The following is a 22,572-nucleotide window of genomic DNA, read 5'->3' as shown; positions in this document are numbered from 1 at the left end:
ACCCCCCACCCCACACCCCCCCCCCCCCCCTCCCCCCCCCCCCCCCGGCCCCCCCCCCCCCCCCCACCCCCCCCCTCCCCCCCCCCCCCCCCCCCCCCCCCCCCCCCGCTGCGGTGCGCGCGGCTTGCCGCCCGCTGCAGCCGAGCGGGGGTGGGCTTGGTGGGAGAGGGGCTGGCCGCGTGCTCGTCGATCAAGGCATGGATGCCCGCTCGGCGCACGTGCCCTCGGTCCTTCTGCCGTTTCCCTACGCGCCCGACCGTTGGGATCGCGACCTGGAGCGGTGTGCTGAGTCAGCGACAGCAGGCTCTCGTAGAAGCTCGCGAGTTCGCACGGGGCAGGGCAGTCAATGACCGGTCATCTGCTGCAAGCGGCACCGCGGGTGGTCGTTGACACCGGACAGGCGCTTCTGCGGTTCGGGTGATGGGAATTGGCCGTGGCAGGTGCGGCAACCCGTTCGGCCATCCCTGTCTGGCGAGGGCATCGCGCGGCGCTGACGATGCTGCTGACGGCTGGCTACCTGAGGCGGCCGTAATCAACCCCTGGCATTGGAGATGAAATGCGCATGCCCCCGGACAGTCATGAGAGCACGTCAGCCAGATACACGAACGGGACAGGGAGACCGACGCAGTCGTGGCGCGCGCGAACGTGGCTGGTGGGCATGCTGGCGGTGGTGTGCACCGCGCTGCTGCCAGGAGTCACCCCGCAGGCGGCAGCAGCCAAGCCCAAGCCTCCCCAGAGCGTCAGCCGTGTCTATGTGACCAACGCCGACGCCGATACGGTGTCGGTGATCAACACCAGCACCGGCGCGGTGGTCACCACCGTCCCCGTCGGTGACACCCCTGCCGATGTGGCCGTGGACCCGGGCCGTGCCCGCGCCTACGTGACCAATCGCGAGAGCGACTCGGTGACGGTGATCAACACTGACACCCATACGGTGGTCACCACCATTCCCGTCGGCGTCGCCCCGCAGCAGGTCGCAGTGGACCCGGGCCGTGCGCGCGCCTACGTGACCAACGCGGCCAGCAACTCGGTGACGGTGATCAACACCGACACCAATACGGTGGTCACCACCATCCCCGTCGGTGACTCCCCGTTCGGGGTGGCCGTGGACCCGGGCCGTGGCCGCGCCTACGTGGCCAACCGAGAAGCCGACACCGTGTCTGTGATCAACACCGACACCAACACGGTGGTCACCACCATCCCCGTCGGTGACTCCCCGTTCGACGTGGCGGTAGACCCGGGCCGTGCCCGCGCCTACGTGGTCAACCAGCTCGACAACTCGGTGTCTGTGATCAACACTGACACCAACGCGGTAGTCACCACCGTCCCCGTCGGCGCCGGTCCGACGGGCGTGGCAGTGGACCCCGGCCGGGCTCGCGCCTATGTGGTCAACTTCGACGCCGACACGGTGACGGTGATCAACACCGCCACCAATGCGGTGGTCACCACCATCCCCGTCGGCGACGAACCCGCCAGGGTGGCAGCCGACCCGGCCGACGCCCGCGTCTACGTCACCAACTCCGCCGCCGACACGGTGTCGGTGATCAATACCGACACCAACGTGGTGGTCGACACCTTCGAGACCGGCGACACACCGGTCGGGGTGGCAGTCCTGAACGCGGCCCAAGGGGGCGGCCACTGCCCGGACCCCCGAAAGAGCACCTGCTGAGGACAATGCTGGCCGAGGCGAAAACGGACACCCACGGCGGTGACCTCGAGGCGGCGGGCACTCGACCCCTTTCCGTCGTCGCGCCCGTCCGCGATCCTGGAGGCGCAGGATCCGCCGCGCGGACGACCAGGAGGCTGCTGCCGGCACCAGCCGCAGGGCCGACAGCGAGAAGGTGGAGCCGGTCGTTCTTCACTCACCGCCGTGTGGTGTCCGACTCGTTGCCGGAAGCTCGTATCGCACCGCAATAGCGGGAGGCCGTGGGGCGTCAAGATTTTTTGTGGAGAGTAACCCCGTGTGTCACAGGGGCGGTGAGTCCAGGCGCGTGACGTCACCAGGTTGCAGGTCTGGGCGGGTGCGGTGGAAGCGGGCGGGATGCCGCCAGCGGCGATGGTCCGGGCGAGGGTGGCGGTACGGCCCACGTAGTGCAGGCAGCCGCCGGTGGCGTACCGGCCGAGCAGGAGGGTGCCCGGTGCGGCCGGCGGGCCAGTGATGGCGCCGACGATGGCTTTGGTCGTCTCCCGAGTCTGCTGGTGAAGGTGCTGTTGGCGCTGAGAACCATCATGGCAGGAGGACCAGCTCGGCGCGCTCGGTCTCGTCCTCAGCGCGGCTGTGCTCTGGACTGCCAGCTACCTGGTGTCGACGGTCAGATAATTCCCCAATGTCTCCATGATCAGCGTCAGCCAATTCCCCACCCCCGTGGTCACGATTCCCCACCGGGACGCTGACCGCGGGTGGTGCCGCTGACTACGCTTGAGCTTGCCTGATGTTCCCTGCTTCGGGTGGTTTGCCGGGCTTTCGAATCTTCCTTGCGAATCGGTCGGGTTCCCCATGGGCATGCCGGTGCCCGGGTTGAGGGTCTGGGCCTCTCGGAGCCATCGCGGTCCCTTGACCTGCGAGCCGAGAGGTCGACGGACGCACCGGATGGCAAGGAGAACATTCACCGTGGTCGACATCGTCGAAATCTACGTGCACTGGTACGCGGGCCGGTCCAAGAGCCAGGTGTCCGCCTCGCTGGGGGTGGACCGCAAGACGATCAGGAAGTACCTGGCGCCGGCGGAGGCGGCCGGGATCACTCCAGGAGGGCCGCCGATGAGCGAGACGGACTGGGCCAAGCTCCTCAAGAGCTGGTTCCCGGAGCTGGCCAGCCGGAAGCTGAACCAGGTGCGGTGGGCAGAGATCGAGCCGCACCGGGACTACGTCAAGAGCCTGCTGGAGACGACGACGGTCACCACGATCCACCAACGGCTCCGAGACGAGGACAAGTTGAAGGTGTCGCTGTCAACGTTCCGCCGCTGGGTGCACGAGAACCTGCCCGAGGAGGCGGCCCGCTCGAAGGTCACGGTGCTTCGGGAGAACGTCGAGCCGGGCTCGGCCCAGATCGACTACGGCTTCCTGGGGCAGTGGATCAATCCGGCGACCGGGAAACGGCACCGGATCTGGGCGTTCGTGATGGTGCTGCCCGCCTCGCGGCACATGTTCGTCCGCCCAGTGGCCCACATGGACCAGCACGCCTGGACCGAAGCGCACGTGGAAGCCTTCCGCTTCTTCGGCGGCGTCCCCCGCCGGCTGGTGCCGGACAACCTGAAGACCGGGGTGGACAAGCCGGACCTCTACGACCCGCAGATCAACAAGTCGTACGCCGAACTCGCCACTTACTACGGCACGTTGGTGGACCCGGCCCGCGCCTCGAAGCCGAAGGACAAACCGCGGGTCGAGCGGCCCATGCCCTATGTCCGCGACTCGTTCTGGAGCGGGCGGACCTTCACCTCACTGGAGCACATGCAGGCCGAGGCTCTGCTCTGGGCAAGGAATGTCGCCGGTCAGCGGCAGTGCCGCCGCTGGACGGTGCGAAGCCGCTGTCGGTGTTCGAGGCGGTGGAGGCTGAGGCTCTGCTTCCGCTGCCGTCCGAGCCGTTCGTGCTGGCCAGATGGTCGAAGGCGACGGTCGGCCCGGACATCCACATCAAGGTCGGCCGCACCCTCTACTCGGCGCCCTGGAAACTGATCGGACGCCGCGTCGATGTCCGCTCAACCGCTGTCACGGTGCAGATCTTCCACGAGGGCGAGCTGGTCAAGGCCCATGCCGCCCTGGAACAGGGCAAACGCACCGACAGAGGCGACTACCCGCCCGAGAAGATCGCTTTCCAGATGCGCACGCCGATCTGGTGCCGCAGCCAGGCATCCCAGGTCGGAGATGCATGCCGGGAGGTGATCGATCAACTCCTGGAGGTCAACGCCCTCTACCGGCTCCGCGCCGCCCAAGGGGTCCTCGGGCTGCGCAAGAAGTACGGCGACATCCGACTGGAGGCCGCCTGCCGCAAGGCAGTCGCGGTCGGCGACCCCTCCTACCGCACCGTCAAGGGCATCCTGGTCGCCGGCACCGAGACCGACCCGGAACCCGAGACCGGCGACGCCGGAGCCTCGGCCTTCCTGCACGGGCCCGAGGGCCTGTTCGCGACCACCGTCCCCACCAGACACCTGGCAGCGTCCACGACGACCAGGGCCGCGATGACGCCGAGGAGGCCGCCCGATGAGCGTGATGACCACCGCCCTGCGCGACTCCCTGAAGACCCTGCGGCTGTCCGGGATGCTCGAAACCCTCGACGCCCGCCTCACCCAGGCCCAGAAAGGCGAACTCGGGCACCTCGACTTCCTCCAGGTCCTCTGCCACGACGAGATCACCCGACGCGGGAGCGTCGCGCTCGAACGCCGCCTACGCAAGGCCAAGTTCGAGCAGCAAGCCACCCTGGAGGGCTTCGACTTCAACGCCTCCCCGAAACTGCCCGCCGCCCAGATCCGCGACCTCGCGGCTCTGCGCTGGCTCCACTCCGGCGAGTCCGTCATCCTGTTCGGCCCCGTCGGCGTCGGCAAGACCCACGTGGCCCAGGCCCTCGGCCACCAAGCCGTCCGCCAGGGCGCCAACGTCCGCTTCGCAAAGACCAGCCGCATCCTCGCCGAACTCGCCGGCGGCCACGCGGACCGCACCTGGGACCGACGCATCCGCGAGCTCATTCGCCCGGACCTGCTCATCCTCGACGACTTCGCCATGCGCCAGCTGACCGCCTCCCAGGCCGACGACCTCTACGAACTCGTCTCCGAACGACAGGGCCGGTCCTTGATCATCACCAGCAACAGGGCTCCCAGCGACTGGCATCCCCTCTTCCCCAACCCGGTCGTCGCCGAGTCGCTGCTGGACCGGCTGATCAACTCCAGCCACCAGGTCATCATGAACGGCCCCAGCTACCGGCCCAACAAGCGGCCAAAGGGCTCCACCGGGAAGCCGGACACCTCCGTCAGCGGTTAGAACCCGCCCGAGCCAATCTTGTTACCTGTCCTCAGCGGTCGAGCGAGCCGATGAAGCGGTCCAGCCGAGAGACGACTTGCCGCAGGACCTCAATCGATCCTGCGGTATTGTCCGCAAGCTCCAGGCCATGGTCCGCCGAGGGCACTTCCAGGACATCGTGGCGCAGGGACGCAGCAATTCGTGAATCCCAGAGCTTGTCGGCGCTTCCGCCGATGAGGAGGGTCGGCTCCATGGCTCGTCGGAGAGCCGCGGCAACGTGGTCGATGGTCAGGACCGGGGTGAGCCAGGCTGCCGGGATGTTCCTGTCGGCTGTGATGCCGCAGGCGAGGGAGCCCAGGGACTTGCCGACGACGAGCCGACAAGCCTCGGCCTCGGCTTCGATGGCCTCGGTGACCTGCCGCTCCACCCATGCGATCCGGTCGACCACCGTGAACTGCGCGAACCCATCGGGAATCTGCCACCACAGCTCCTGGACCGTCCAGCCGTGCTGAAGCAGGACGCTCCGGGCGAAGTGCAGTAGCGGCCGGGCAGGCGAGTAACCGACACCTGGAACGACAACTGCGACACGATCTCTGCCTCCGTCGAAACGGGTGGGCATGGCGAAGGGGACAGGATCAGACATGGCCGCAGACTACTAGTCAGCTGATCACGTGACTCCCGGTGCTCGAACGCCGCCACAACCACCCCCTGGGGAATTACGTGACCATGAACCCTGGGGAATTACGTGACCGTCGACACCGGACGCCGCTGTCGACCATCTGCGCACCACGCCCGTCGGTGCGCAGGAGTACGAGGTCTTGGAGGAGGACATCGCCCGCCTGTCCCCGCTGCGCTACGCGAACCTCAACTGCCTGGGGAGCTACAGCTTCCGTGCCGCCGTCCCCGCCGGCGTGGTCTGCGCCTGCTAGGGGACCCGGCCACCGGCGATGCGGACGAGGACGACGAGTGGCCGTGAGCCCTGACATCCGGCCGGGCCGTGACGTGCCCGGCAGGAGCGGATACCGGGCGGGCAGCCCGATACGTCGCAGCCATGCCTCAACTTCGGTGTCGGCGTCCTTGACCTCTTCGCCGCGTATCGCGAGGCCCTCAGCGATCTTCGCGCCGGGGCAGGAGACGGCGTAGTCGCGTTCGGTGGTGCCCAGGCCGCTCATGGCGTACGTGGTGACCGGGTGGAGGGTCTTGCCGCGGAAGTCGAGAGCTTCGGTGAACGTCGTCATGATCATGGGTGCTCGGACATTCCAGACGGGGCTGGCCAGGAGGACGGTGTCGTAGCCGTCGAGGGAGGGCAGGCGGCCTTCGATGGCCGGGCGGGCGTCGGTGTCCTGCTCGCGGACGTTGCGCTTAACGGTCGCGTCGTAGTCGTGCGGGTAGGGGTCGGCGGCCTGGATGCGGTAGGTGTCGCAGGCGATGCGGTCGGCGATCCTTTCGGCGAGCACCTCGGTGTTGCCGACCTTCAGGTCGGTACGGCCGTCCGTAGTAGTAGTTCTCGCCCGGGCGGGAGAAGTAGGCCAGCAGGACTCGTTCCACGTTGCTTCCAGTCTTCGCGGCGGACTGGGAGGGAGTGGAGGAGGCGCCGGGCGGCGGTGAGGACGGTGAGCAGCCCGCCAGGTGGGTCGCGCTCAAAGCGGCGGTTGCTGTCAGCAGCGCGCCGCGCAGAACGGTGCGCCGGCCCGGCAGGGCGCCGTGTTGCCGTGGCGTGATCATGGTGGACGGCTCCCGGTGAACCGTGGAAGCCGGGCGGGTGCCCCGGGCATTCGCTTGAGGGCACCCGCGGCCGGCGAGGCGCATTGGGTGGGGCCTTCAGCTGTCCAGGCGGCGCCCTGCGAGCCAGGTGACCATCTCGGGGGAGTGGTGGTCGAAGAACAGGGAGCTGCCGGTGTCGAGGGTGGCGATCTGGGCCATCTGTTTGTCGGTGAGCTCGAAGTCGAAGACGTCGATGTTCTCGGCCATGCGCTCGGCACGTACGGACTTGGGGATGGCGATGACGCCGCGCTGGGTGAGCCAGCGCAGGACGACCTGGGCGACGGACTTGTCGTATGCCTTGCCGATCTCGGCGAGCAGCGGGTTGGTGAACAGGTCGTTCTTGCCCTCGGCGAAGCCGCCCCAGGACTGGATCTGCACCCCGTGCTCGCGCATGAGGTCCTGGTAGTCGGCGCGCTGGAAGAAGGGGTGAGTCTCGATCTGGTTGACCTGCGGGGTGATCTCGTTGTTGATGATCAGGTCGATCAGACGGTCGGGGTAGAAGTTGGCGACCCCGATCGCCTTGGCCACCCCCTCGCGGTTGAGGGCCTCCATGGCGCGCCACTGGCCGTAGACGTCGCCGAAGGGCTGGTGCATCAGGTACAGGTCGAGGTAGTCCAGGCCCAGCTTGTTAAGGGACGTCTCGAAGGCGCGGCGGGTGTTGTCCTGGGCGGGGGCGTCCTGGACCCACAGTTTGGTGGTGACGAACAGGTCCTCGCGCGGAATGCCGCTGGAGGTGATGGCGCGGCCGACGGCTTCTTCGTTGCCGTAGGCGGCGGCGGTGTCCAGCAGGCGGTAGCCGGCGGCCAGTGCCTCGGAGACGGCGCGCTCGGTGTCGTCCGCGGGGATCTGGTAGACGCCGAAGCCGAGGAGCGGCATCTCGACGCCGTTGTTGAGGGTGACGGTCTGCATGAACGGGATGTCCTTCGCGGTGCGGGTGGGGGCAGGTGGTCAGGGGCGGATGAGGGCCTTGAGGACCTGGCGGTCGGCCATGGCCCGGTAGGCGTCCGGTGTCCGGTCGAGGGGGAAGGCCTGGTCGAAGACGCGGCCGGGGGTGATGGTGCCGTCCAGGACGTCGGTGAGCAGTTCCGGGATGTAGGCGCGGGCGGGGCTGGCACCGCCGGTCAGGGTGATGTTGCGCATGAACTCGGCAGGACCGATCGGCCCCTGCTCGTACTGGGGGACGCCCAGTCGGCTGATGGTGCCGCCGTCCAGGACCGAACCCAGGGCGGTGTCGAGGGCCGGGCGGGTGCCGACGGCCTCGATGACCTTGTCCACGCCGCCGGTCAGCTCGCGGATGCGGGCGATGCCCTCCTCACCGCGCTCGGCGACCACATCGGTGGCGCCGAACTCGCGGCCCAGAGCGGTCCGGGCTTCGTGGCGGCCGGCGAGCACGATCCGCTCGGCGCCGAGCCGCTTGGCGGCGATCACCGCGCACAGGCCGACCGCCCCGTCCCCGACGACCAGCACCGCATCGCCGCGGCCGACGCCGGCGGTGACGGCGCCGTGGTGGCCGGTGGTCATCACGTCGGACAGCGCCAGCAGCGACGGCAGCAGCGCGGAGTCGGCGGCCACCGGCAGTTTGACCAGAGTGCCGGTGGCGTAGGGGACGCGGACGGCTTCGCCCTGCCCGCCGTCCACCCCGTCGAAGCCGTACCGGCCGCCGTTGCGGCACGAGATGTGCAGGCCCTTGGCGCAGTAGTCGCAGGCGTTGTCGCTGTAGGTGAACGGGGCGACGACCAGATCACCGGTCTTCAGGCCGGTCACCGCTGCACCGGTCTCCTCCACGACGCCGAGGAACTCATGCCCCATGGGGCGGCCTGCGTCGGTGGCGGGCATCGACCCGTACGGCCACAGGTCGCTGCCGCACACACACGCGGCCACCGTGCGCACCACCGCGTCGGCGGGCTGGACGATCTTCGGGTCGGGCCGGTCCTCGACGCGGACGTCGCCGGCTCCGTACATCACTGCTGCACGCATCAGGGACTACTTCTCCAAACGGGGGTCGTGCGGGGCGGTGCGGATGAATCAGCGTTCGAGCATCTGCGCCTGGGCCTCGGTGTGGGTGGCGCCGGCGGCGGGCGGCAGGCTGGAGAGCCTGTCGAGCTGCTCGGCGGTCAGCGTGACGGCGTCGGCGGCGGTGTTCTCCTCGACCCGGGTCACGCGCTTGGTGCCGGGGATCGGGGCGATGTCGTCGCCCTGGGCGAGCAGCCAGGCCAGCGCCACCTGCCCGGGGGTGGCACCGGCCTCATCGGCAAGGGCCTTGACCTCGTCGGCCAGCGTCAGGTTGTGCTGGAAGTTGTCGCCGGTGAAGCGGGGGTTGTCGCGGCGGAAGTCGTTCTCGTCGAACTGGTCGGTGGAGCGCACGGTGCCGGTCAGAAAACCGCGGCCCAGCGGGGAGAACGGCACGAGGCCGATGTTCAGCTCCCGCAGGACGGGCAGCACGTGCTCCTCGATCCCGCGAGTGAACAGGGAGTACTCGGACTGCACCGCGGTGACCGGCTGGACGGCGTGGGCGCGGCGGATCGTGCCCGGGCCCGCCTCCGAGAGGCCAAAAGCCCGTACCTTGCCCTCGGCGATCAGCTCGCCCACCGCGCCGGCGGTCTCCTCGATCGGCGTGTTCGGGTCCACCCGGTGCTGGTAGTACAGGTCGATGTGGTCGGTGCCCAGCCGCTTGAGGGAGCCCTCGACCGCGGTGCGGATGTTGGCCGGGCCGGAGTCCAGGTTCCACGCGCCCTCGCCCGCGTGCGAGACCAGACCGAACTTGGTGGCCAGCACCACCTTGTCCCGGCGGCCCTTCAGCGCCCGGCCCAGCAGTTCCTCGTTGGTGTAGGGGCCGTAGATCTCGGCGGTGTCGATGAGGGTGACGCCCAGCTCAAGGGCCCGGTGCACGGTCCTGATCGACTCGGCGTCGTCGGTGCCCGAGCCGGTGTAGCCGTGGGACATGCCCATCGCGCCCAGGCCGATCCGGGAAACCTCCAGGTCACGCAGCTTGATGTACCGCATCTCGCCCTCTTCCGATCATGGTGTTGCCTGGCCTCTCACTTTCGCCCGGTCCGGCAGGTCATGCCCGTCGAAACCCGGGCGGCGGCGAAGGGGTCCGGCGTCTTCCTCATTCACCTTCGCCCGGATTGCTCCGGTGTGGCAGGGCGGGCTCTTCGGGGGTAATGACAGGGCCCCCCTCCCGCCCGCGCAGCGGGTGCCCAGCGGGTGAGACTGGAGTCATGGCATCGACGAGCGCACACAGCGAGGGCGCCGAGCTGGGCCGCTTCCTGCGCGCCCGCCGCACCCAGACCAGTCCCGAACACGTCGGCCTCACCGTCGGCGCCGGCATCCGTCGGACCCCCGGTCTGCGCCGTGAGGAGCTGGCCACCCTCGCCGGGATCAGCATCGACTACTACGTGCGCCTGGAACGCGGCAAGGAGACCCGCCCCAGTCCCGCCGTCCTCGACTCGCTCGCCCGCGCTCTGCACATGGACGACCAGGAGCACCAGCACCTACGTGAGCTCGCCGCACGTGCCGCCCGCTACGCGCCCGAGCCGCCGCCGGCCCCGAGCCGCACCGTGCGCCCCCACCTGAAGCTGCTGCTGGAGTCGCTGCGGCCGAACCCGGCGTACGTCATCAGCCGCAGCATGGACATGCTGGCCTGGAACCCGGGCGGCCTCGCCCTGTACGCGGGCCTGGAGGACTGGCCTGCCAAGCACCGCAACCTCGCCCGCTACCTCTTCCTCCACCCGGCCGCGCGGGATCTCTTCGGCGACTGGGACCGCCAGATCACCGGCTGCGTCGCCCGGCTGCGCGCCGTCGCCGGCACCGCCCCCGACGCTCCTGACCTGACGAACCTGGTCGGTGAACTTCTCCTGAAGAGCCCCGACTTCGCCCGGCTGTGGGAACGCTACGAGGTCACCGGCCGCAAGCCCGCGCAGAAGACCTTCCAGCACCCCCGCGTCGGCACGGTCACGCTCACCTCCCAGTCCATGCACCTGGAAGGCACCCCCGGCCAGCGCATCGGCGTCTACACCGCCGAACCCGGCACCCCCGACCACGACGCCATGATGCTGCTCGACATGAGCGCGCCCGTAGCCGCGCCCAGCCAGGAGATGCCTCACACGTCACCCTGACCGTTGTTTCACAAACGGTCGTTCGCCGGCGGGCGACAGGCGGGAAACTCGGGGGGCCGCTGCGTTCGTCGAGAGTCGTCGAGAGCGAGGAGCGTGTCCGAAACGAGCAGTACAACGCGGCCCTGGACGCCGTCCGCAGCTGACCACGCTCCTGTCTCTCAAGACTCGTCGTCCTGATGTGGTTGAACTGGAGCGGGGACAGCGTGCACGCCCGCGCCGGTTCGTGACCTTCACACGCGGGCAGGGTGGCGGCTTGCCAGGTAGTCGGACCCATTCTCTCCGGCCAAGGATGCGAAGCGTTCCGCTGTTCTCGGCTGGATGCCGATCAGGTCGGAGGAGGCGGCGCGGGGGCCGGTGTGTTGACGGGCGACGCCATGTCTTCGCACAAGCCCATCAGCCGCTCGTCGCGGGCGCCTTCGGGAACCTGGTCAATCAGCGGGGCGAAGCAGTGTCGGTCGAGCAGGGGAAGCCGCAGGCGAGGCCGACGGCGCTACCGCTGACGTACGCGACCACGGAGTTCTGTCGTCGAATGCCACGCCCACGCCCGTGCCAGCGGGCAGCGCGGCGATCTGACACTCAACCACCATCCCGGCAGGCCGGCGGCTTGCTCATGCGATCATGCGGGCGGCTCTCGATCGACCGTTGCGCAGTCAACTGATCAGATGGTCGAGCGATCGAGCCATAGGGCATCGAGCAATCGAGCGAGAACGGGAGTGCGGTGTGAGCGGGGCTGGGGGGCAGGACGAGTCGTCCGTGTCCGAAGAGGAGTGGGAGCGGTTCCTTCGTGAATCGGTGACGGGTGCGGCTGGGGCCCCCGTGGAGCCGTCGGCACGCGCCCGTGAGGTGGAGCGGCGGCTCCGGGAGCGCTCCGGGCAACTGGAGGGCTCCGGGCAACTGGAGGGCTGGCGTACGTACTCACCGGCCCGGCCCCGGCGCAGGACAGGTTGGTTCGTGACCGGGCTGGTGGCGGCCGTGGCCCTCCTGGTCGTGGGGCTCTTCCCACAGCAGGTCGTCGGCTGGTTCGGTGGCAACGACGGCGGTCAGGACGGGGAGCCGTTGGCCGCCGAGTCGGAAGGCCCGCGGGAGGCGCCCGGCGCCGAGCCGGATCTGCGCCCTACCCTCGCCGAACCCTTCCGGGGTTCGCCTGCCGCCCGCTGGGCCGACGGAGCGGCAGGGATCACGGTGCCACCGGCCAAGGCGACCGGCTGGATGGACGCCGCCCGGGTCGAGCGGGCACTGCGGCAGAGCCGGGACTTCCTGGTGGCCGCGGGGCTCGACTCCCGCGTCCTGCGGGGCGAGCGGCCCACGAAGGCGATCGCGCTGTTGAACCCGCACCAGAAGGACGTCCAGCAGTATCTCCGTACCGCCCTGTCGTCGGCGACGCCCGCTCCCGAGACCGACCCGCTGCTGTTGTTCAGCCGTTTCCGGCCGGAGCAGGCCCGGCTGGTCGGTGACGTGGTCAAGACGCGCGGTCGGCTCACGTATCGGGAGGGGAAACGGGGGGCGGTCGAGGTGACGGCGGACGTGACCTTCGTGTACCCGGTCACCCCGGCGGGCGACAGCGGGCGGGACGCCGAGGTCGTCCGTACGATCGTGCGGCGCGAGGTGGTGATGAGCTGGGACGACCCGGCCAAGGTCATCACCGAACCGGGCACGATGTCCCTCGTCTCGTACGTGCTCGACATGACCAACGGCGGCTGCTCCGCCCCGACTGGCTACTTCGTGCCGCCCTTCGGCAAGGCCGACGAGCAGCCCGCCGACGAGGCCCGCCAGGTCGATCCGTACGACCGCAGCGAGCCGATCGACACGAGCAACGGCACGACGGCCGCGGGCAACGACTGCGCGACTGCCACCCGCTCCTAGAGCCTGCAGTCACAGCCCGGCAGCAGTTCGTCAACCAGTCGCCATGGGATCCGCTGCTCGTGCGGCAGCGGATCGCCAAGCGATCGTGCGAGACGGTCCGGCCCGAGGTCTCGGTGGTCGACGACGTGTCGTTTCCCACGTGCGGCACCGCTTCGGTCGGGGTGGCCCGGCAGCACGGCGGAGCCTTGGGCAAGCGTGCGAACTGCCAGGTCGGTCAGCGTGCATGCGGCCACCGACGCTGCATCCTGCCCAGTCGAGTTGCCGGGGACCGGGTCGCTGGTGTGCCGCACGGTGATCCGGGGCCAGATGCCCTTGTGCCGGAAGCGCGCCGGGGAGACGGCCAGGTCCTCGCCGGCCCGACAAAGCCTGCGGGGCGTCCCCAGGTGGCCGGGTATCAAAGGGGTCTCCTCGCCGTACAGGCAGTCCTGGAAGCAGTCGCGATCACGCGATGCCACCAGTCCAGATCGCACTTGAGGGCATACTGCGTGGTGTGGCGACTTACAACAGGATCGGCGCGTCCTACGCATACTCCCGGCGACCGGACCCGCGAATCGCCGCCAGGATTCATCAAGCCCTCGGAGGTGCCGCTACCGTGATCAACGTGGGAGCCGGCACTGGCTCCTACGAACCGTCACAAACGATGCTGGCTGTTGAACCCAGCTCAGTGATGATCGCCCAGCGTCCGACCGGATCCGCCCAGGTCCTGGAGGCATCCGCGGAGTCGATCCCTCTCGCCGACGACGCGGCCGATGCGGTGATGGCCCTTTTGACTGTGCACCACTGGAGCGACCTGGAAGCCGGCATCGGGGAACTCCTCCGAATCGCCCGGCAACGGATCGTCATCTTCACCTTCGACCACGCCATCAGCCGCAGGTTCTGGCTGCTTGACGAGTACCTGCCCGAGGCAGCTGCGTTCGACGACACACGAGCGGTCGGCCTCGACCGCCTGGTCACGCTATTGGGAGGCGCCCGCATCGAGACCGTCCCCATCCCGTACGACTGCACCGATGGATTCCTCGCCGCCTTCTGGCGCCGACCCGAGGCTTACCTCGATCCGCACGTCCGGGCAGGTATCTCGATGTTCGCCCAAACCGGCGACGAAGTCATCCAGCCGGGTCTGGCCCGGCTGTCCGACGACCTGTCCTCCGGCCGGTGGCACCAACGCCATGCCGAGCTGCTCGACCGCGAAGCACTGGATGCCGGCTACCGGCTTCTCGTAGCCGACCTGTAGAACCAGGCGAGCCGTCTGACTCCACACTCGAAACTGCAAGAGGGCCCGGTCACGGCGGTGCACCAGAAATGATCAGTTCACGGCGGTGTCCTGTGCATAGGCGGCCCTGGCGCTGGCGCTGGCGAGTCGGTCGGCGCCGCAGCAGCGGAGCCCGGAGGCCGACGAAGGCCCTCAGCAGCCACTGTCGGCTGACGCCCCGTGCTCGACGCGCGGGGCGTCGGCGGCGTTCTTACAGGCGCCATCTCATTTGGCTCCTCACTATGGAGTGTTCGGAACCACGATGGAGCTGATAGGGATCTTCGAAAATGGTTCTGACCGCGATTTCCTGAAGCTCGTGACCGGATGAGGATTCGGATGTGGAGGAGCCGGAACGAGGGCCGGGCACGCTGCCCCCTTGATCGCTCTTAAGAGGCTCAAGCGTCAGATATTCGGCCGCGCTGGCTTCGATCAATGACGTCTTCGCGTCCCGGGCGGCTGTCGCTGACGAAGTTCCGCCTTCCCCGAGACGCGCCCACATTGCCCAGATATGCGTCACTACTGTCACTGTGCGTGATGGTAGAGGTGTGCCAACTCATGAACTGAGTGTCGAAGCCGCCTGGCTGAGCGCCAGCTACGACTCGCTGGGGGAGTACCTACGCCATGGGCCAGCTCACTGGGTGGCGGTGGTGGGCCACAGCATCGTCGATGATGATCCGGATCCCCAAGCGCTGGCGAGCCGGGTTACCCCAGGACCACGTTCCACGTCGAGCCCTGTTCGCCTCGGTCGTCGCTGAGAGGCTCGGCTGATCCGCATGCCCCAGGTGACGCACGCATGCAACAACCATGCATATGTGGCGAATCCTCCAGGGAGCATGGGCGCACAGGTGGTCGCCCGGCCGTGGGCCGAGGTCATCGCCCACCACCAGGGCCTGAAGCACCGGGTCTGGTGTCTGGTCGACACCGGCGCGGACGACACGATCCTTGATCTGGGCTCGGCCACCGTCCTTGGGATCACACCGGCGCTTCTGCTCAACCAGGTCCCGGTGGTCTTTGGCAACGGGGCGAGTACCCATTACGGCCTGGCGCGTATCGAGCTCGACCTCCTCGGGCGTAGCGCGAACACCATGGTGATGGCCGACGTCCTGTTCGGTCCGGTGACCGTGCCGCTGCTGGGACGCTCCGCTCTCCTCCAGATGACCACTGTGATCGCGGACGGCGGCTACCGGGGCACCGGCCTGGTCATCCCGCACCACCGCGAACGCGACCAGAGGCGCTCACTTCGCTGACCTGGGGATTCACGCGACTGCGGACAGAGCCGTGAAAACGGCCGGGGGCGCTCCTCGCCTCACTTGGTTGGTCCCTGATGTGTGCGGGGAAGGTGGGGAGCGAAGAGCGGTGCCTGATCACCAGCGGGTAGGTTGGGGCAATGGCCGATGACTGGCGGACGGATCGGATCGGGGCTGCTCTGCGGGGGGAGCACCCCACCGTGCTGCGGCGGCTTGAGTCGGGATTCGCGGTGATCGGCGACGTTCAGTTCTTGGCGGGCTACTCAGTCCTCCTCGTGGACGAACCCGGTGTTCAGCGTCTGTCCGACCTGCCGAAGGCCAAGCGGCTGGCGTTTCTGTCCGACATGGATCAGCTCGGAGAAGCGGTTGAGCTGGCGTGCCGGCGGCTGGACGCCGATTTCCGCCGGGTCAACCTGGAGATCCTCGGCAATACGGATCCGTTCTTGCATGCCCACGTCCGGCCGCGGTTCGATTGGGAGCCGGCCGAGTTGGTCGGCAAGCCTGTGTGGCTGTATCCGCATGAGCGGTGGAGTGATGAGCGGTTCAGGCTCGGTCCGCAGCATGACGTGCTGCGGGATGCGATCGGCAGCGAACTGGATCGGTTGCGTTCGATGGCCTGACGGCGTGAGCCCGCCGACCATCAGGTCGGCGGGCTCGGTAATCACGGTCAGCGGACACGGTCACGGGGTCCTTAGTCGGTGGTGATGATGTGGTCCAGGACCGGGCCCATTGGCAGTGCAGTGCTCCCCGCACCCGCGGGGATGCTCCCAGGGCGCCGGCGTCGAGGACGGCCAGCTGTGCTCCCCGCACCCGCAAGCGATGCCACGGGCGCGCCTGCCAGCCGAAGCCAGTTGCGAGCCCGGCGGCCGCAGCAAGGACGATGCCCATCACGATCAGTGTTTCATCCCGGAGCTGGCTGCTTCATGAAGGTCCTCGGTTCGCGCCAGGTGAGTGGGCGGGCCATGACGTCGGTCATGGCAACGTGGATCATGGCTTCGGAGCGTGCGGGGAGGGTTTCGTAGTCGCGGACCAGCCGGCGAGGGAGCATGAGCCAGCCGTAGGTCCGCTCGACCGTCCAGCGCTTCGGGATCGAGGGAATCCCCTGGTGCCGAGGTGAAATCATTGAGCGGCTGGTGTCGATGAGCTGGGGGAGTTGTTCCGCGAGTGTTGCCGGAGGCGCCAACGCGTGCGTAGGGCGGTGGCCGGCGCCGCCATGGCGATCGGGAGGTGCTGGCGGCGATCGTGTTCGTGGCAACGTCGGACTGCACGTGGCAGCAGCTGCCTTCCGCCCCCTTCGGACCCTCCGGCCCTCTGGCGCTGACTATGACCGGCGTTGGGCCCCTCCGTGCGTTCGTGCGGCGAGCGACGCACATCCAAGATGACGACCGCACCTGCCTCGAGGTCTTCGCCCCGAGGCAGGTGCGGAATGTGTTCGTGTGTGCAACGCGTCGCGGTCGACGGTCTAATGTCCGACGGTGATTGCCCATCGGACAGAGGACGGTGCAGTCACGCTCACCGTTCCTTGCTCACGGGTGCTCTTCAGGTTCAGCTGGTTGTATGTGCTGCTGACTTCTCCGGCAACGCATTCGAGTGGAAAGCTCAGTCCGACCGGTTTGACCTCGACGGTCAGCTTGCCGTTGCCCTTGCAGTTCACCAGGACGGCCAACGGTCCGCTTTTAGGCCGCCTTTGACGTCCATCTCGCGGTTGCCGCGTGCGTTCACAGCCTGAGCGACAACTTCGCCGTCCGGCAGTGATGGTGCCTTGGTCACGGTTTCACCGGGTATGTGTTCGGCGCGACCGTTGGTCGGTTTGTGTGTCGATGAGGACGAGGCGCGGGACGGCGGCGCCTGGTGACCGGTGCCGGGCGTGTCGCCGTCATCGCTGCTGCATCCGACGGCGAGAACAGCTACGGCGGCCAAAGCGGTCGCGGATGCGAGGGGGCTCAGCTTTCCCACAGGTACCAGCCTACGCGGAAGGGGGAGTAGCTGGTCACGGTGTGCTCCAGTGTGGTGGTGCAGTTGGCGTGCAGCCAGTAGCTCTTGCCGGTGTGCTTGAGGCGCCAAACGCCATATGTCGCGTGGGTGGTCTTGTGGGATGGCGTGTCCAGGCGGAGATGAAGTTCCCCAGCTTGGCCGTCAGCTTGGCGGACACACTCACCTCGTACTTGGCCTTGACCTTGGCGAGCAACGTACCCACCGACGTTTCCAGCTTGCCGGTGACGGCGACGCCTACCTCGCCCGTGACCTCCGACGTGAATGTCGACTTGGCGGTCCTGGATGTTCCTTTGTAGTTCGAGTTGGTTGGTCCCACCGCCCGGTGGTACTTGCGCCCCTGCTTGGTAGGAATGTAGATGCCGTGAGCCGGGGCGCAGTCGACAGCCGCCGGCAGATCCCCGGGAAGCGGCGGCATGGCCTCGGGCGCAGGCTCTTCCGGCTGTTTGTCCACCTGGTCAACGGGGACTTCGGTGATGTCTTCTTCAGGCTGTTCAGGCGGAGACGTGTTGGTGATGGAGTCATCGGCTGGTGCCGATGCCGAAGAGGCGGCCGGTGATGCCTCGTCGTCGGCTAATGCGGGCCCGGCCAGGACCGTGGACAGCAGGAGCGCTGTCGTGGGAATGAGCATATTGCGACGTGCTGAGATTTTCACGCAATACCTATCCGGCGGGGACCGCTCTGTAAGCGTTCGGACTCGCTGACGGTATGGCAGGGACATGTCGGAGGCGAAGATTCCGTAGATCTCTTGAGAGAGAGTTGAGGTACCGCCGTCAGGGCGGCGAGGTCCTGGAGCATGTTGAGGGAGCAGCTTTAGTTCCGTGCGAGGGTGGTAGGCCCTCCTGACGAGACCGGCTGTTGACAGGCAGCTACACCCAGCTGTGCCAGGTGAGGGCGCTGGACTTGCTGAGGCAGCCGCGCAGACCTGCGTGGCGGTAATCGATGATGCCCTGTAGGCCATGGTCGGCGAACCGCTGAAGCGCGAGGCACTTGTTAGGCCCCTTGTCGGCGGGAGTCCCTTCCTCGCGCAGGGGGAGGTCAAGGCCCTCGGACACTCTCTACAGGGCTGCTTGGTCGGGCGCGGGGAGCAGCGCGGCGGCGCGCTTCGGCAGCGGCCTCCTCGGGGACCATCCCCGCGGGTGCGGGGAGCAGATGCCGTGGTTCCACACGGGGTTCAGCACGAAGGGGCCATCCCTGCGGGTGCGGGGATGGCCCCCTGACGCCCCTCCCAAGCGGTGCGGCAGCTCCTGGTCGCCGCGGCCAAGCTGTGCTCCCCGCACCCGCGGGAATGGTCCGAACACCAGCGGGCTGGAAGCGGATTTGGCCCGGTGCTCCCCACACTCGCGGGGATGGTCCCGACGACGGCTACTTCATCAAGTGCGCGTCCATGTGCCGCACCTGCGGGGATGATCCCGTGGCGGATCTCGACGTTCTGCGGTTCCGGATGTGCTCCCCGCACCCGCGGGTAGAACTGACCGTCTCGTGGCTGGCCGGCTGTCGCCACCCCTCACCGGCGCTACGGAACGCGAGCCCGAACACTTCCTCGCCTTCACAAGCATCGCCTGCACCCTCATCTGCCCGCGCCGTCTCACTCGCTGATGTGCCGCTGCAACAGCTCGACTGCCAGGTCATGCCCGTAGTGAAGGGCGAGGTCCATGGGCGTTTGCCCGTCAGACCCCGGGAGTTGCGGGTCAGCACCGAAGGCAAGGAGCACTGCGGTGGTATGCACAGTCAGCGGGCTGCCACTCTGCAAGGCACCATCGCCTTCAACGTCGATGGCGTGCGTCAGAAGCGTCATGTTGTTCCATAGCTCATCGGGGTCGACTCCCTTCGCCAGCAGCTGAGCCAACGCCGCTGCGTCCTCGTTCTCCACCGCTTGATGGGCCGGTGTCCAGGTGTTCTCCACAGCGGCATTCAACCGTTGCCGCACCGGCCCGGCCAGCACATTCCGCTGGCTCTGATCGCCGATTGAGATGAGTGGTAAGCACCGCCCCGCTGCCTGCCACACCCAGCCGAAGAGAACAGACCTTGCCGTGTTCGAGGACACCCCGGTCTCGGAGCACAGACCGGCGGATGGGTGGTGACACCACCACACCGTATTCAAGAAGAACGTTCCCGGGTGGTACGACGAGCGATACGAGCAGCAGCGCAAGGCGCACTCCTCACGGCGCATCCGTGTCGAGCACGGCATCGCACACCTGAAGAACCGGAGGGCCCTCGCCCGCCACCGTGGCCGCCACGAGCGCATGAGTGACATCGTGCAAGCCGCCGCCGGACTGCTCTTCACCAGCGGACAACCACCCTCTCTCGCGCCAGTCGAGCGTGCCCCCCCGGCCCAGCATGCCTCGACGTGCCACGGCCAACCATGCACGAGGCCGTTAGCATCGGGTGCGCACCGCCCGGCCGGGGCGCGCCTGTCGCCTGGGGCACCGGGGACTGCCTTGTCCGAGCCCATGGCCAAGGCGCGCACGGATTGCTCCAAGTGACTTGTGCTGTTTCCACTGATGATCTTTGCGCCGGGTGATCTCGGTCAAGGTGTCATCGCGATCAGGACATGGCAGGCTCGTTGGCCACGTTTTCGTGCATTCGTTCGGAAAGCTGAGTGCTGACCAGGCGCCGGACTTGAGGTCCGGCGGCCATCGAACTCGGGGATTCGTTGATGAGTAGCACGAGGTGGTCGAGCGTTGCCAGGCGGGCGTTGACGACGTTGACGGCACTTGCTGTCGTGTCTGCGGCCGCTCCCACGTGGGCGAATGCGGACCAAAGTGATGATCTGCGGGTGGAGACCTACGTCCTGCCGATCGGTGTTGCGAAGCCGTCACTGAAGGAGCTGGCGAGCCCGAAGGGCCAGGAAAAACTTAAGCGGTTGGTGAGTCAGACCGAGTCTCGCGCGCGGCTGGCGCTGGAGACGAGGGGACCGGCAGCGGCATACGCGCCCTTGTCGAACCGGCCCTCTGGCTATGCCCCCTCACCGGATGAGCCGGTCACGGCGCCGTCGGCCGGGCCGGGTGCGACGGCGCCGGAACCACCGCGACAGATGACGTTCGACGAGTGCGCCAAGGGCCTTGGCACCGACAACCCGTTCTTCGTGAAGTCGCGGTTCGCGGTGTGCGACGGTGCCTCGTTCACGCAGGAGTGGGTGATCAGGGGTCGTCCTGCTGGTGCCAGCATGTTCAACCTGCGCGTGGTCGGAACGATCGCCAAGAACAGCCGCACCATCGACTACCAGTACTACTACACAGATTTCAAAGTAACCGGCAGAACAGGGGCACTGACCATGCCCATCACCACAAAGGGAACCACCCCGAAGACTTGGCCGTCCGGAGCGCGCTTCAGCCACGGCGGGAGCATGCCCGGTACCAAGACGTGGACGCAGCTGAAAGCACTGCGTACGTTCCACCACACCATGAACGCCAGGCCTGGCCAAGGAAGCGGACGCTCGGATTTGCTGGCCGCGGTCTACGAGCCGGTGGTCAGCTTCAAACCGCCGGCCCCGTGGCAACTCAGCGGGGACCCCGGCGGCACACTATTCATGCTGGCACCGCGGTGGGATGCGGCTTCCTACCTGCCCCACTCCACCGGGGACGGCAACCCGGCGAAGAAGGGCGCGGCAACCTTCAGCTACAACGCGTCGCTGACTCTGAGCGCGAAACCGGGGGCGGAAGAACGCGCCGAAGCCCAGCACATCAAGACGGCGTTCCAGCATCCCGAGGACACCAAGCCGTACATGTCGGCCAAGAAGGTGCCCGGTCAGACCGTGAAAGCCCCCCTGCACCGGACAGTGAGCGCGAAGCGCAACGAGGACAACCGCAAGGCAGCGAAGAAGCAATGCAGGCGCTATTGGGGGGACGGCTACTCCCACGGTGGGAAGCGGGACTGCGACGAATACCCATTCGCCAGCACCTATGAAGGCGCCGCGGAACACGACTACGACCCCGAAGTGCGAAAGTTCAACTTCTCCGTGAAGCCCATCGACAGCAAGGAAAACCAGGCAGGCGGTCTCATCCTGAAGAGCTTCTACAGCAAGAACCGCATCCTTGACGGCCTGGACGACGGCTTCACCGTCAAGATCATCGACTGACCCCTCGTTGCGGCGGGAGCGGCCCGTCACTCCCGCCGCAACGCTGGACTACGAAACCGCAGGCCAGAACTGCACGAGGTACCGCTCCACTCCCTCGATGCTTTCCTCGCTCTCTCCCAGGGCCTTGACCGCAGCCCGACCCGAGGAACTGACACGCACGCGCCACAATCCGCCCGAGTTTGCCAGCGTGATCAGGTCATCGAGCCGGCCCAGACTCATCGACCACACCGCGACCTGTCCGCTCACCGACTCGAAGTCCGCCTCCGCCTGTTCTTCCCAGCCGGCCAAGTCCTGCTCCGGCGCAGGTCCGTCCCATACCTCGACTGTGAGAGAGGCGGTGTGGGTGTGTCCGGCGCTGGTGATGTCCAGGCGCCCGGGATGGGTGCTCAGGAACGTGTCGAAGTCGAACTCATCTGGAAACAGCAGATCGAGGAAGCCGTCGTCGGATTCCTGCAGACCGAATGCGTAGTAGGCCACAAACACATCGACGTGCTGCTCACGAACAAGCTGTGCCACGAGGCGCCCCCAGAGGTCGCAGACGACTGGTCATCACCTGCGATCGTAGGCTCTCGGGATTCGCCGCTTCCGGCACAGGCGGCTGGTAGTCACGCCCGTCTCGTAGCCGCTTCATGCGGTGCCCGGCCGTGGCGAACATATGCCCGAACCAAGACGGCCGCCGCCCTCACCACAGCGGTTCCTGTCGATCGCCGCGAGACGGCTGCCGCAGGGACCATCCCCGGCACCCGCGGGGATGGTCCCCCTGGGTCCGAGCTGGGCGCCGCGGATGCCGGGCTGGCAGTAGAGGGCTTCCAGGCCGTAGTGGGAGCGGAACGCGGTCCAGCGCTCGGCCTCGACGCGATGCTGGGAGAAGCCCAGCACCTGGGCGACCGCAGCCCCAAGGTTGTCGTAGCGGACCTTCCCGGTCGGCACTCCGCCCAGCAGGTTGAGAGCGTGGACGTGGCCCTCGAAGAACGCCTCCTGACCTGCCGAGGCGAAGATCCGGTGGACGGCCTTGCCCGAGCAAGACAGCCGGAATGCCAACAGGTAGTAGGTCACCAGCTCGTCGGCCGGCCGCACCGTCACGTCGCCGAAGTCGACCTCCGCCTCCGCGCCGGGCTTATGGGTCTGCGGGACAAAGGCTTCGACCACACCTCGTCCGGCCTGGAGCCGATCTCCTCACGCCGGTCAGTGACGTAGCCACGAACCATGAGCGGCTAGGGAGCGTTTTGCCGATCATGTGTCTAGCCAGATGAGTGTGCTGGCCAAGGTGATGGCGGCGCGGTAGCGGCCGGGCTGTTTGTCGTAGC

18 protein-coding genes and 4 pseudogenes are annotated in these 22,572 nt (G+C 67.7%); 11 read left to right on the top strand and 11 right to left on the bottom strand.

Annotated features, from left to right (window positions below; all coding sequences use genetic code 11):
- Positions 1-658 precede the first annotated feature (658 nt).
- The 3 genes and pseudogenes from ACZ5CW_RS39565 to istB all read left to right on the top strand — a co-directional run bounded on the left by ACZ5CW_RS39565 (position 659) and on the right by istB (position 4,972).
- A complete protein-coding gene (locus ACZ5CW_RS39565; RefSeq protein WP_468610382.1) occupies positions 659-1,669 on the top strand; it encodes a beta-propeller fold lactonase family protein in 1,011 nt (336 codons plus the stop codon).
- Positions 1,670-2,611: 942 nt separating this feature from the next.
- A pseudogene (gene istA / locus ACZ5CW_RS39560) lies at positions 2,612-4,137 on the top strand (IS21 family transposase); the annotation flags it as partial.
- 61 nt (positions 4,138-4,198) lie between these two features.
- Positions 4,199-4,972 carry an IS21-like element helper ATPase IstB gene (istB, locus tag ACZ5CW_RS39555; protein ID WP_468610380.1) on the top strand — a complete coding sequence of 258 codons (774 nt, stop codon included), beginning with the start codon at positions 4,199-4,201 and terminating at the stop codon, positions 4,970-4,972.
- 31 nt (positions 4,973-5,003) lie between these two features.
- On the opposite strand, the gene ACZ5CW_RS39550 is transcribed toward istB, so the two are convergent.
- The 5 genes from ACZ5CW_RS39550 to ACZ5CW_RS39530 all read right to left on the bottom strand — a co-directional run bounded on the left by ACZ5CW_RS39550 (position 5,004) and on the right by ACZ5CW_RS39530 (position 9,718).
- Positions 5,004-5,594 carry an alpha/beta hydrolase gene (locus ACZ5CW_RS39550; protein ID WP_468610378.1) on the bottom strand — a complete coding sequence of 197 codons (591 nt, stop codon included), beginning with the start codon at positions 5,592-5,594 and terminating at the stop codon, positions 5,004-5,006.
- A gap of 73 nt (positions 5,595-5,667) precedes the next feature.
- Positions 5,668-6,408, bottom strand: a complete 741-nt coding sequence (locus tag ACZ5CW_RS39545; RefSeq protein ID WP_468610376.1) for a flavodoxin — start codon at positions 6,406-6,408, stop codon at positions 5,668-5,670.
- 364 nt (positions 6,409-6,772) lie between these two features.
- The gene (locus ACZ5CW_RS39540) at positions 6,773-7,624 is read right to left on the bottom strand and encodes an aldo/keto reductase (protein ID WP_468610374.1); all 852 of its coding nucleotides are present in this window, start codon (positions 7,622-7,624) and stop codon (positions 6,773-6,775) included.
- A 39-nt stretch (positions 7,625-7,663) separates the two neighbouring features.
- Positions 7,664-8,692: a zinc-binding dehydrogenase gene (locus ACZ5CW_RS39535; protein ID WP_468610372.1), complete on the bottom strand. Its 1,029-nt coding sequence runs from the start codon at positions 8,690-8,692 to the stop codon at positions 7,664-7,666.
- A gap of 48 nt (positions 8,693-8,740) precedes the next feature.
- Positions 8,741-9,718, bottom strand: a complete 978-nt coding sequence (locus ACZ5CW_RS39530; protein WP_468610370.1) for an aldo/keto reductase — start codon at positions 9,716-9,718, stop codon at positions 8,741-8,743.
- 218 nt (positions 9,719-9,936) lie between these two features.
- Between ACZ5CW_RS39530 and ACZ5CW_RS39525 the strand changes: the two genes are divergently transcribed.
- The 6 genes and pseudogenes from ACZ5CW_RS39525 to ACZ5CW_RS39500 all read left to right on the top strand — a co-directional run bounded on the left by ACZ5CW_RS39525 (position 9,937) and on the right by ACZ5CW_RS39500 (position 15,812).
- Positions 9,937-10,833 carry a helix-turn-helix transcriptional regulator gene (locus ACZ5CW_RS39525; RefSeq protein ID WP_468610368.1) on the top strand — a complete coding sequence of 299 codons (897 nt, stop codon included), beginning with the start codon at positions 9,937-9,939 and terminating at the stop codon, positions 10,831-10,833.
- A 753-nt stretch (positions 10,834-11,586) separates the two neighbouring features.
- On the top strand, positions 11,587-12,696 hold the full coding sequence (locus ACZ5CW_RS39520) for a hypothetical protein (RefSeq protein WP_468610366.1): 1,110 nt from the start codon (positions 11,587-11,589) through the stop codon (positions 12,694-12,696).
- Positions 12,697-12,716: 20 nt separating this feature from the next.
- Positions 12,717-12,954: pseudogene (locus ACZ5CW_RS39515) on the top strand (transposase); the annotation flags it as partial.
- Positions 12,955-13,144: 190 nt separating this feature from the next.
- Positions 13,145-13,927: a class I SAM-dependent methyltransferase gene (locus ACZ5CW_RS39510; protein ID WP_468610364.1), complete on the top strand. Its 783-nt coding sequence runs from the start codon at positions 13,145-13,147 to the stop codon at positions 13,925-13,927.
- An 851-nt stretch (positions 13,928-14,778) separates the two neighbouring features.
- Positions 14,779-15,192 carry a hypothetical protein gene (locus ACZ5CW_RS39505; protein ID WP_468610426.1) on the top strand — a complete coding sequence of 138 codons (414 nt, stop codon included), beginning with the start codon at positions 14,779-14,781 and terminating at the stop codon, positions 15,190-15,192.
- Positions 15,193-15,332: 140 nt separating this feature from the next.
- The gene (locus ACZ5CW_RS39500; protein WP_468610362.1) at positions 15,333-15,812 is read left to right on the top strand and encodes a diadenosine tetraphosphate hydrolase; all 480 of its coding nucleotides are present in this window, start codon (positions 15,333-15,335) and stop codon (positions 15,810-15,812) included.
- Between the two features lie 281 nt (positions 15,813-16,093).
- Here ACZ5CW_RS39500 and ACZ5CW_RS39495 read toward each other — a convergent pair.
- Positions 16,094-16,294: pseudogene (locus ACZ5CW_RS39495) on the bottom strand (IS5 family transposase); the annotation flags it as partial.
- A gap of 62 nt (positions 16,295-16,356) precedes the next feature.
- Between ACZ5CW_RS39495 and ACZ5CW_RS39490 the strand changes: the two are divergent.
- Positions 16,357-16,509, top strand: a pseudogene (locus tag ACZ5CW_RS39490) (transposase); the annotation flags it as partial.
- Positions 16,510-16,842: 333 nt separating this feature from the next.
- Here ACZ5CW_RS39490 and ACZ5CW_RS39485 read toward each other — a convergent pair.
- From ACZ5CW_RS39485 to ACZ5CW_RS39475, 3 genes are all read right to left on the bottom strand, one after another.
- Entirely contained in the window at positions 16,843-17,148 is a 306-nt protein-coding gene (locus ACZ5CW_RS39485; protein ID WP_468610360.1) for a hypothetical protein, read from the bottom strand.
- A gap of 34 nt (positions 17,149-17,182) precedes the next feature.
- On the bottom strand, positions 17,183-17,839 hold the full coding sequence (locus ACZ5CW_RS39480; RefSeq protein ID WP_468610358.1) for a hypothetical protein: 657 nt from the start codon (positions 17,837-17,839) through the stop codon (positions 17,183-17,185).
- Between the two features lie 933 nt (positions 17,840-18,772).
- Entirely contained in the window at positions 18,773-19,090 is a 318-nt protein-coding gene (locus ACZ5CW_RS39475) for an ankyrin repeat domain-containing protein (RefSeq protein WP_468610356.1), read from the bottom strand.
- A gap of 873 nt (positions 19,091-19,963) precedes the next feature.
- Between ACZ5CW_RS39475 and ACZ5CW_RS39470 the strand changes: the two genes are divergently transcribed.
- A complete protein-coding gene (locus ACZ5CW_RS39470; protein WP_468610354.1) occupies positions 19,964-21,265 on the top strand; it encodes a NucA/NucB deoxyribonuclease domain-containing protein in 1,302 nt (433 codons plus the stop codon).
- A gap of 48 nt (positions 21,266-21,313) precedes the next feature.
- Here ACZ5CW_RS39470 and ACZ5CW_RS39465 read toward each other — a convergent pair whose 3' ends face one another.
- Positions 21,314-21,781, bottom strand: a complete 468-nt coding sequence (locus ACZ5CW_RS39465; protein ID WP_468610352.1) for a hypothetical protein — start codon at positions 21,779-21,781, stop codon at positions 21,314-21,316.
- A gap of 111 nt (positions 21,782-21,892) precedes the next feature.
- Entirely contained in the window at positions 21,893-22,414 is a 522-nt protein-coding gene (locus ACZ5CW_RS39460) for a hypothetical protein (RefSeq protein ID WP_468610350.1), read from the bottom strand.
- Positions 22,415-22,572 lie beyond the last annotated feature (158 nt).

Source organism: Streptomyces sp. NPDC031379 (genome assembly GCF_055569615.1).
This window is presented reverse-complemented; position numbering and strand designations above follow the sequence as displayed.

What these genes read in the sequence shown, in the direction of transcription:
- ACZ5CW_RS39565 (WP_468610382.1), top strand. Translation starts at nt 659, where the DNA reads ATGCTGGCGGTGGTGTGCACCGCGCTGCTGCCAGGAGTCACCCCGCAG.
- istB (WP_468610380.1), top strand. Translation starts at nt 4,199, where the DNA reads ATGAGCGTGATGACCACCGCCCTGCGCGACTCCCTGAAGACCCTGCGG.
- ACZ5CW_RS39550 (WP_468610378.1), bottom strand. Translation starts at nt 5,594, where the DNA reads ATGTCTGATCCTGTCCCCTTCGCCATGCCCACCCGTTTCGACGGAGGC.
- ACZ5CW_RS39540 (WP_468610374.1), bottom strand. Translation starts at nt 7,624, where the DNA reads ATGCAGACCGTCACCCTCAACAACGGCGTCGAGATGCCGCTCCTCGGC.
- ACZ5CW_RS39535 (WP_468610372.1), bottom strand. Translation starts at nt 8,692, where the DNA reads ATGCGTGCAGCAGTGATGTACGGAGCCGGCGACGTCCGCGTCGAGGAC.
- ACZ5CW_RS39530 (WP_468610370.1), bottom strand. Translation starts at nt 9,718, where the DNA reads ATGCGGTACATCAAGCTGCGTGACCTGGAGGTTTCCCGGATCGGCCTG.
- ACZ5CW_RS39525 (WP_468610368.1), top strand. Translation starts at nt 9,937, where the DNA reads ATGGCATCGACGAGCGCACACAGCGAGGGCGCCGAGCTGGGCCGCTTC.
- ACZ5CW_RS39510 (WP_468610364.1), top strand. Translation starts at nt 13,145, where the DNA reads ATGCCACCAGTCCAGATCGCACTTGAGGGCATACTGCGTGGTGTGGCG.
- ACZ5CW_RS39505 (WP_468610426.1), top strand. Translation starts at nt 14,779, where the DNA reads ATGGGCGCACAGGTGGTCGCCCGGCCGTGGGCCGAGGTCATCGCCCAC.
- ACZ5CW_RS39500 (WP_468610362.1), top strand. Translation starts at nt 15,333, where the DNA reads ATGGCCGATGACTGGCGGACGGATCGGATCGGGGCTGCTCTGCGGGGG.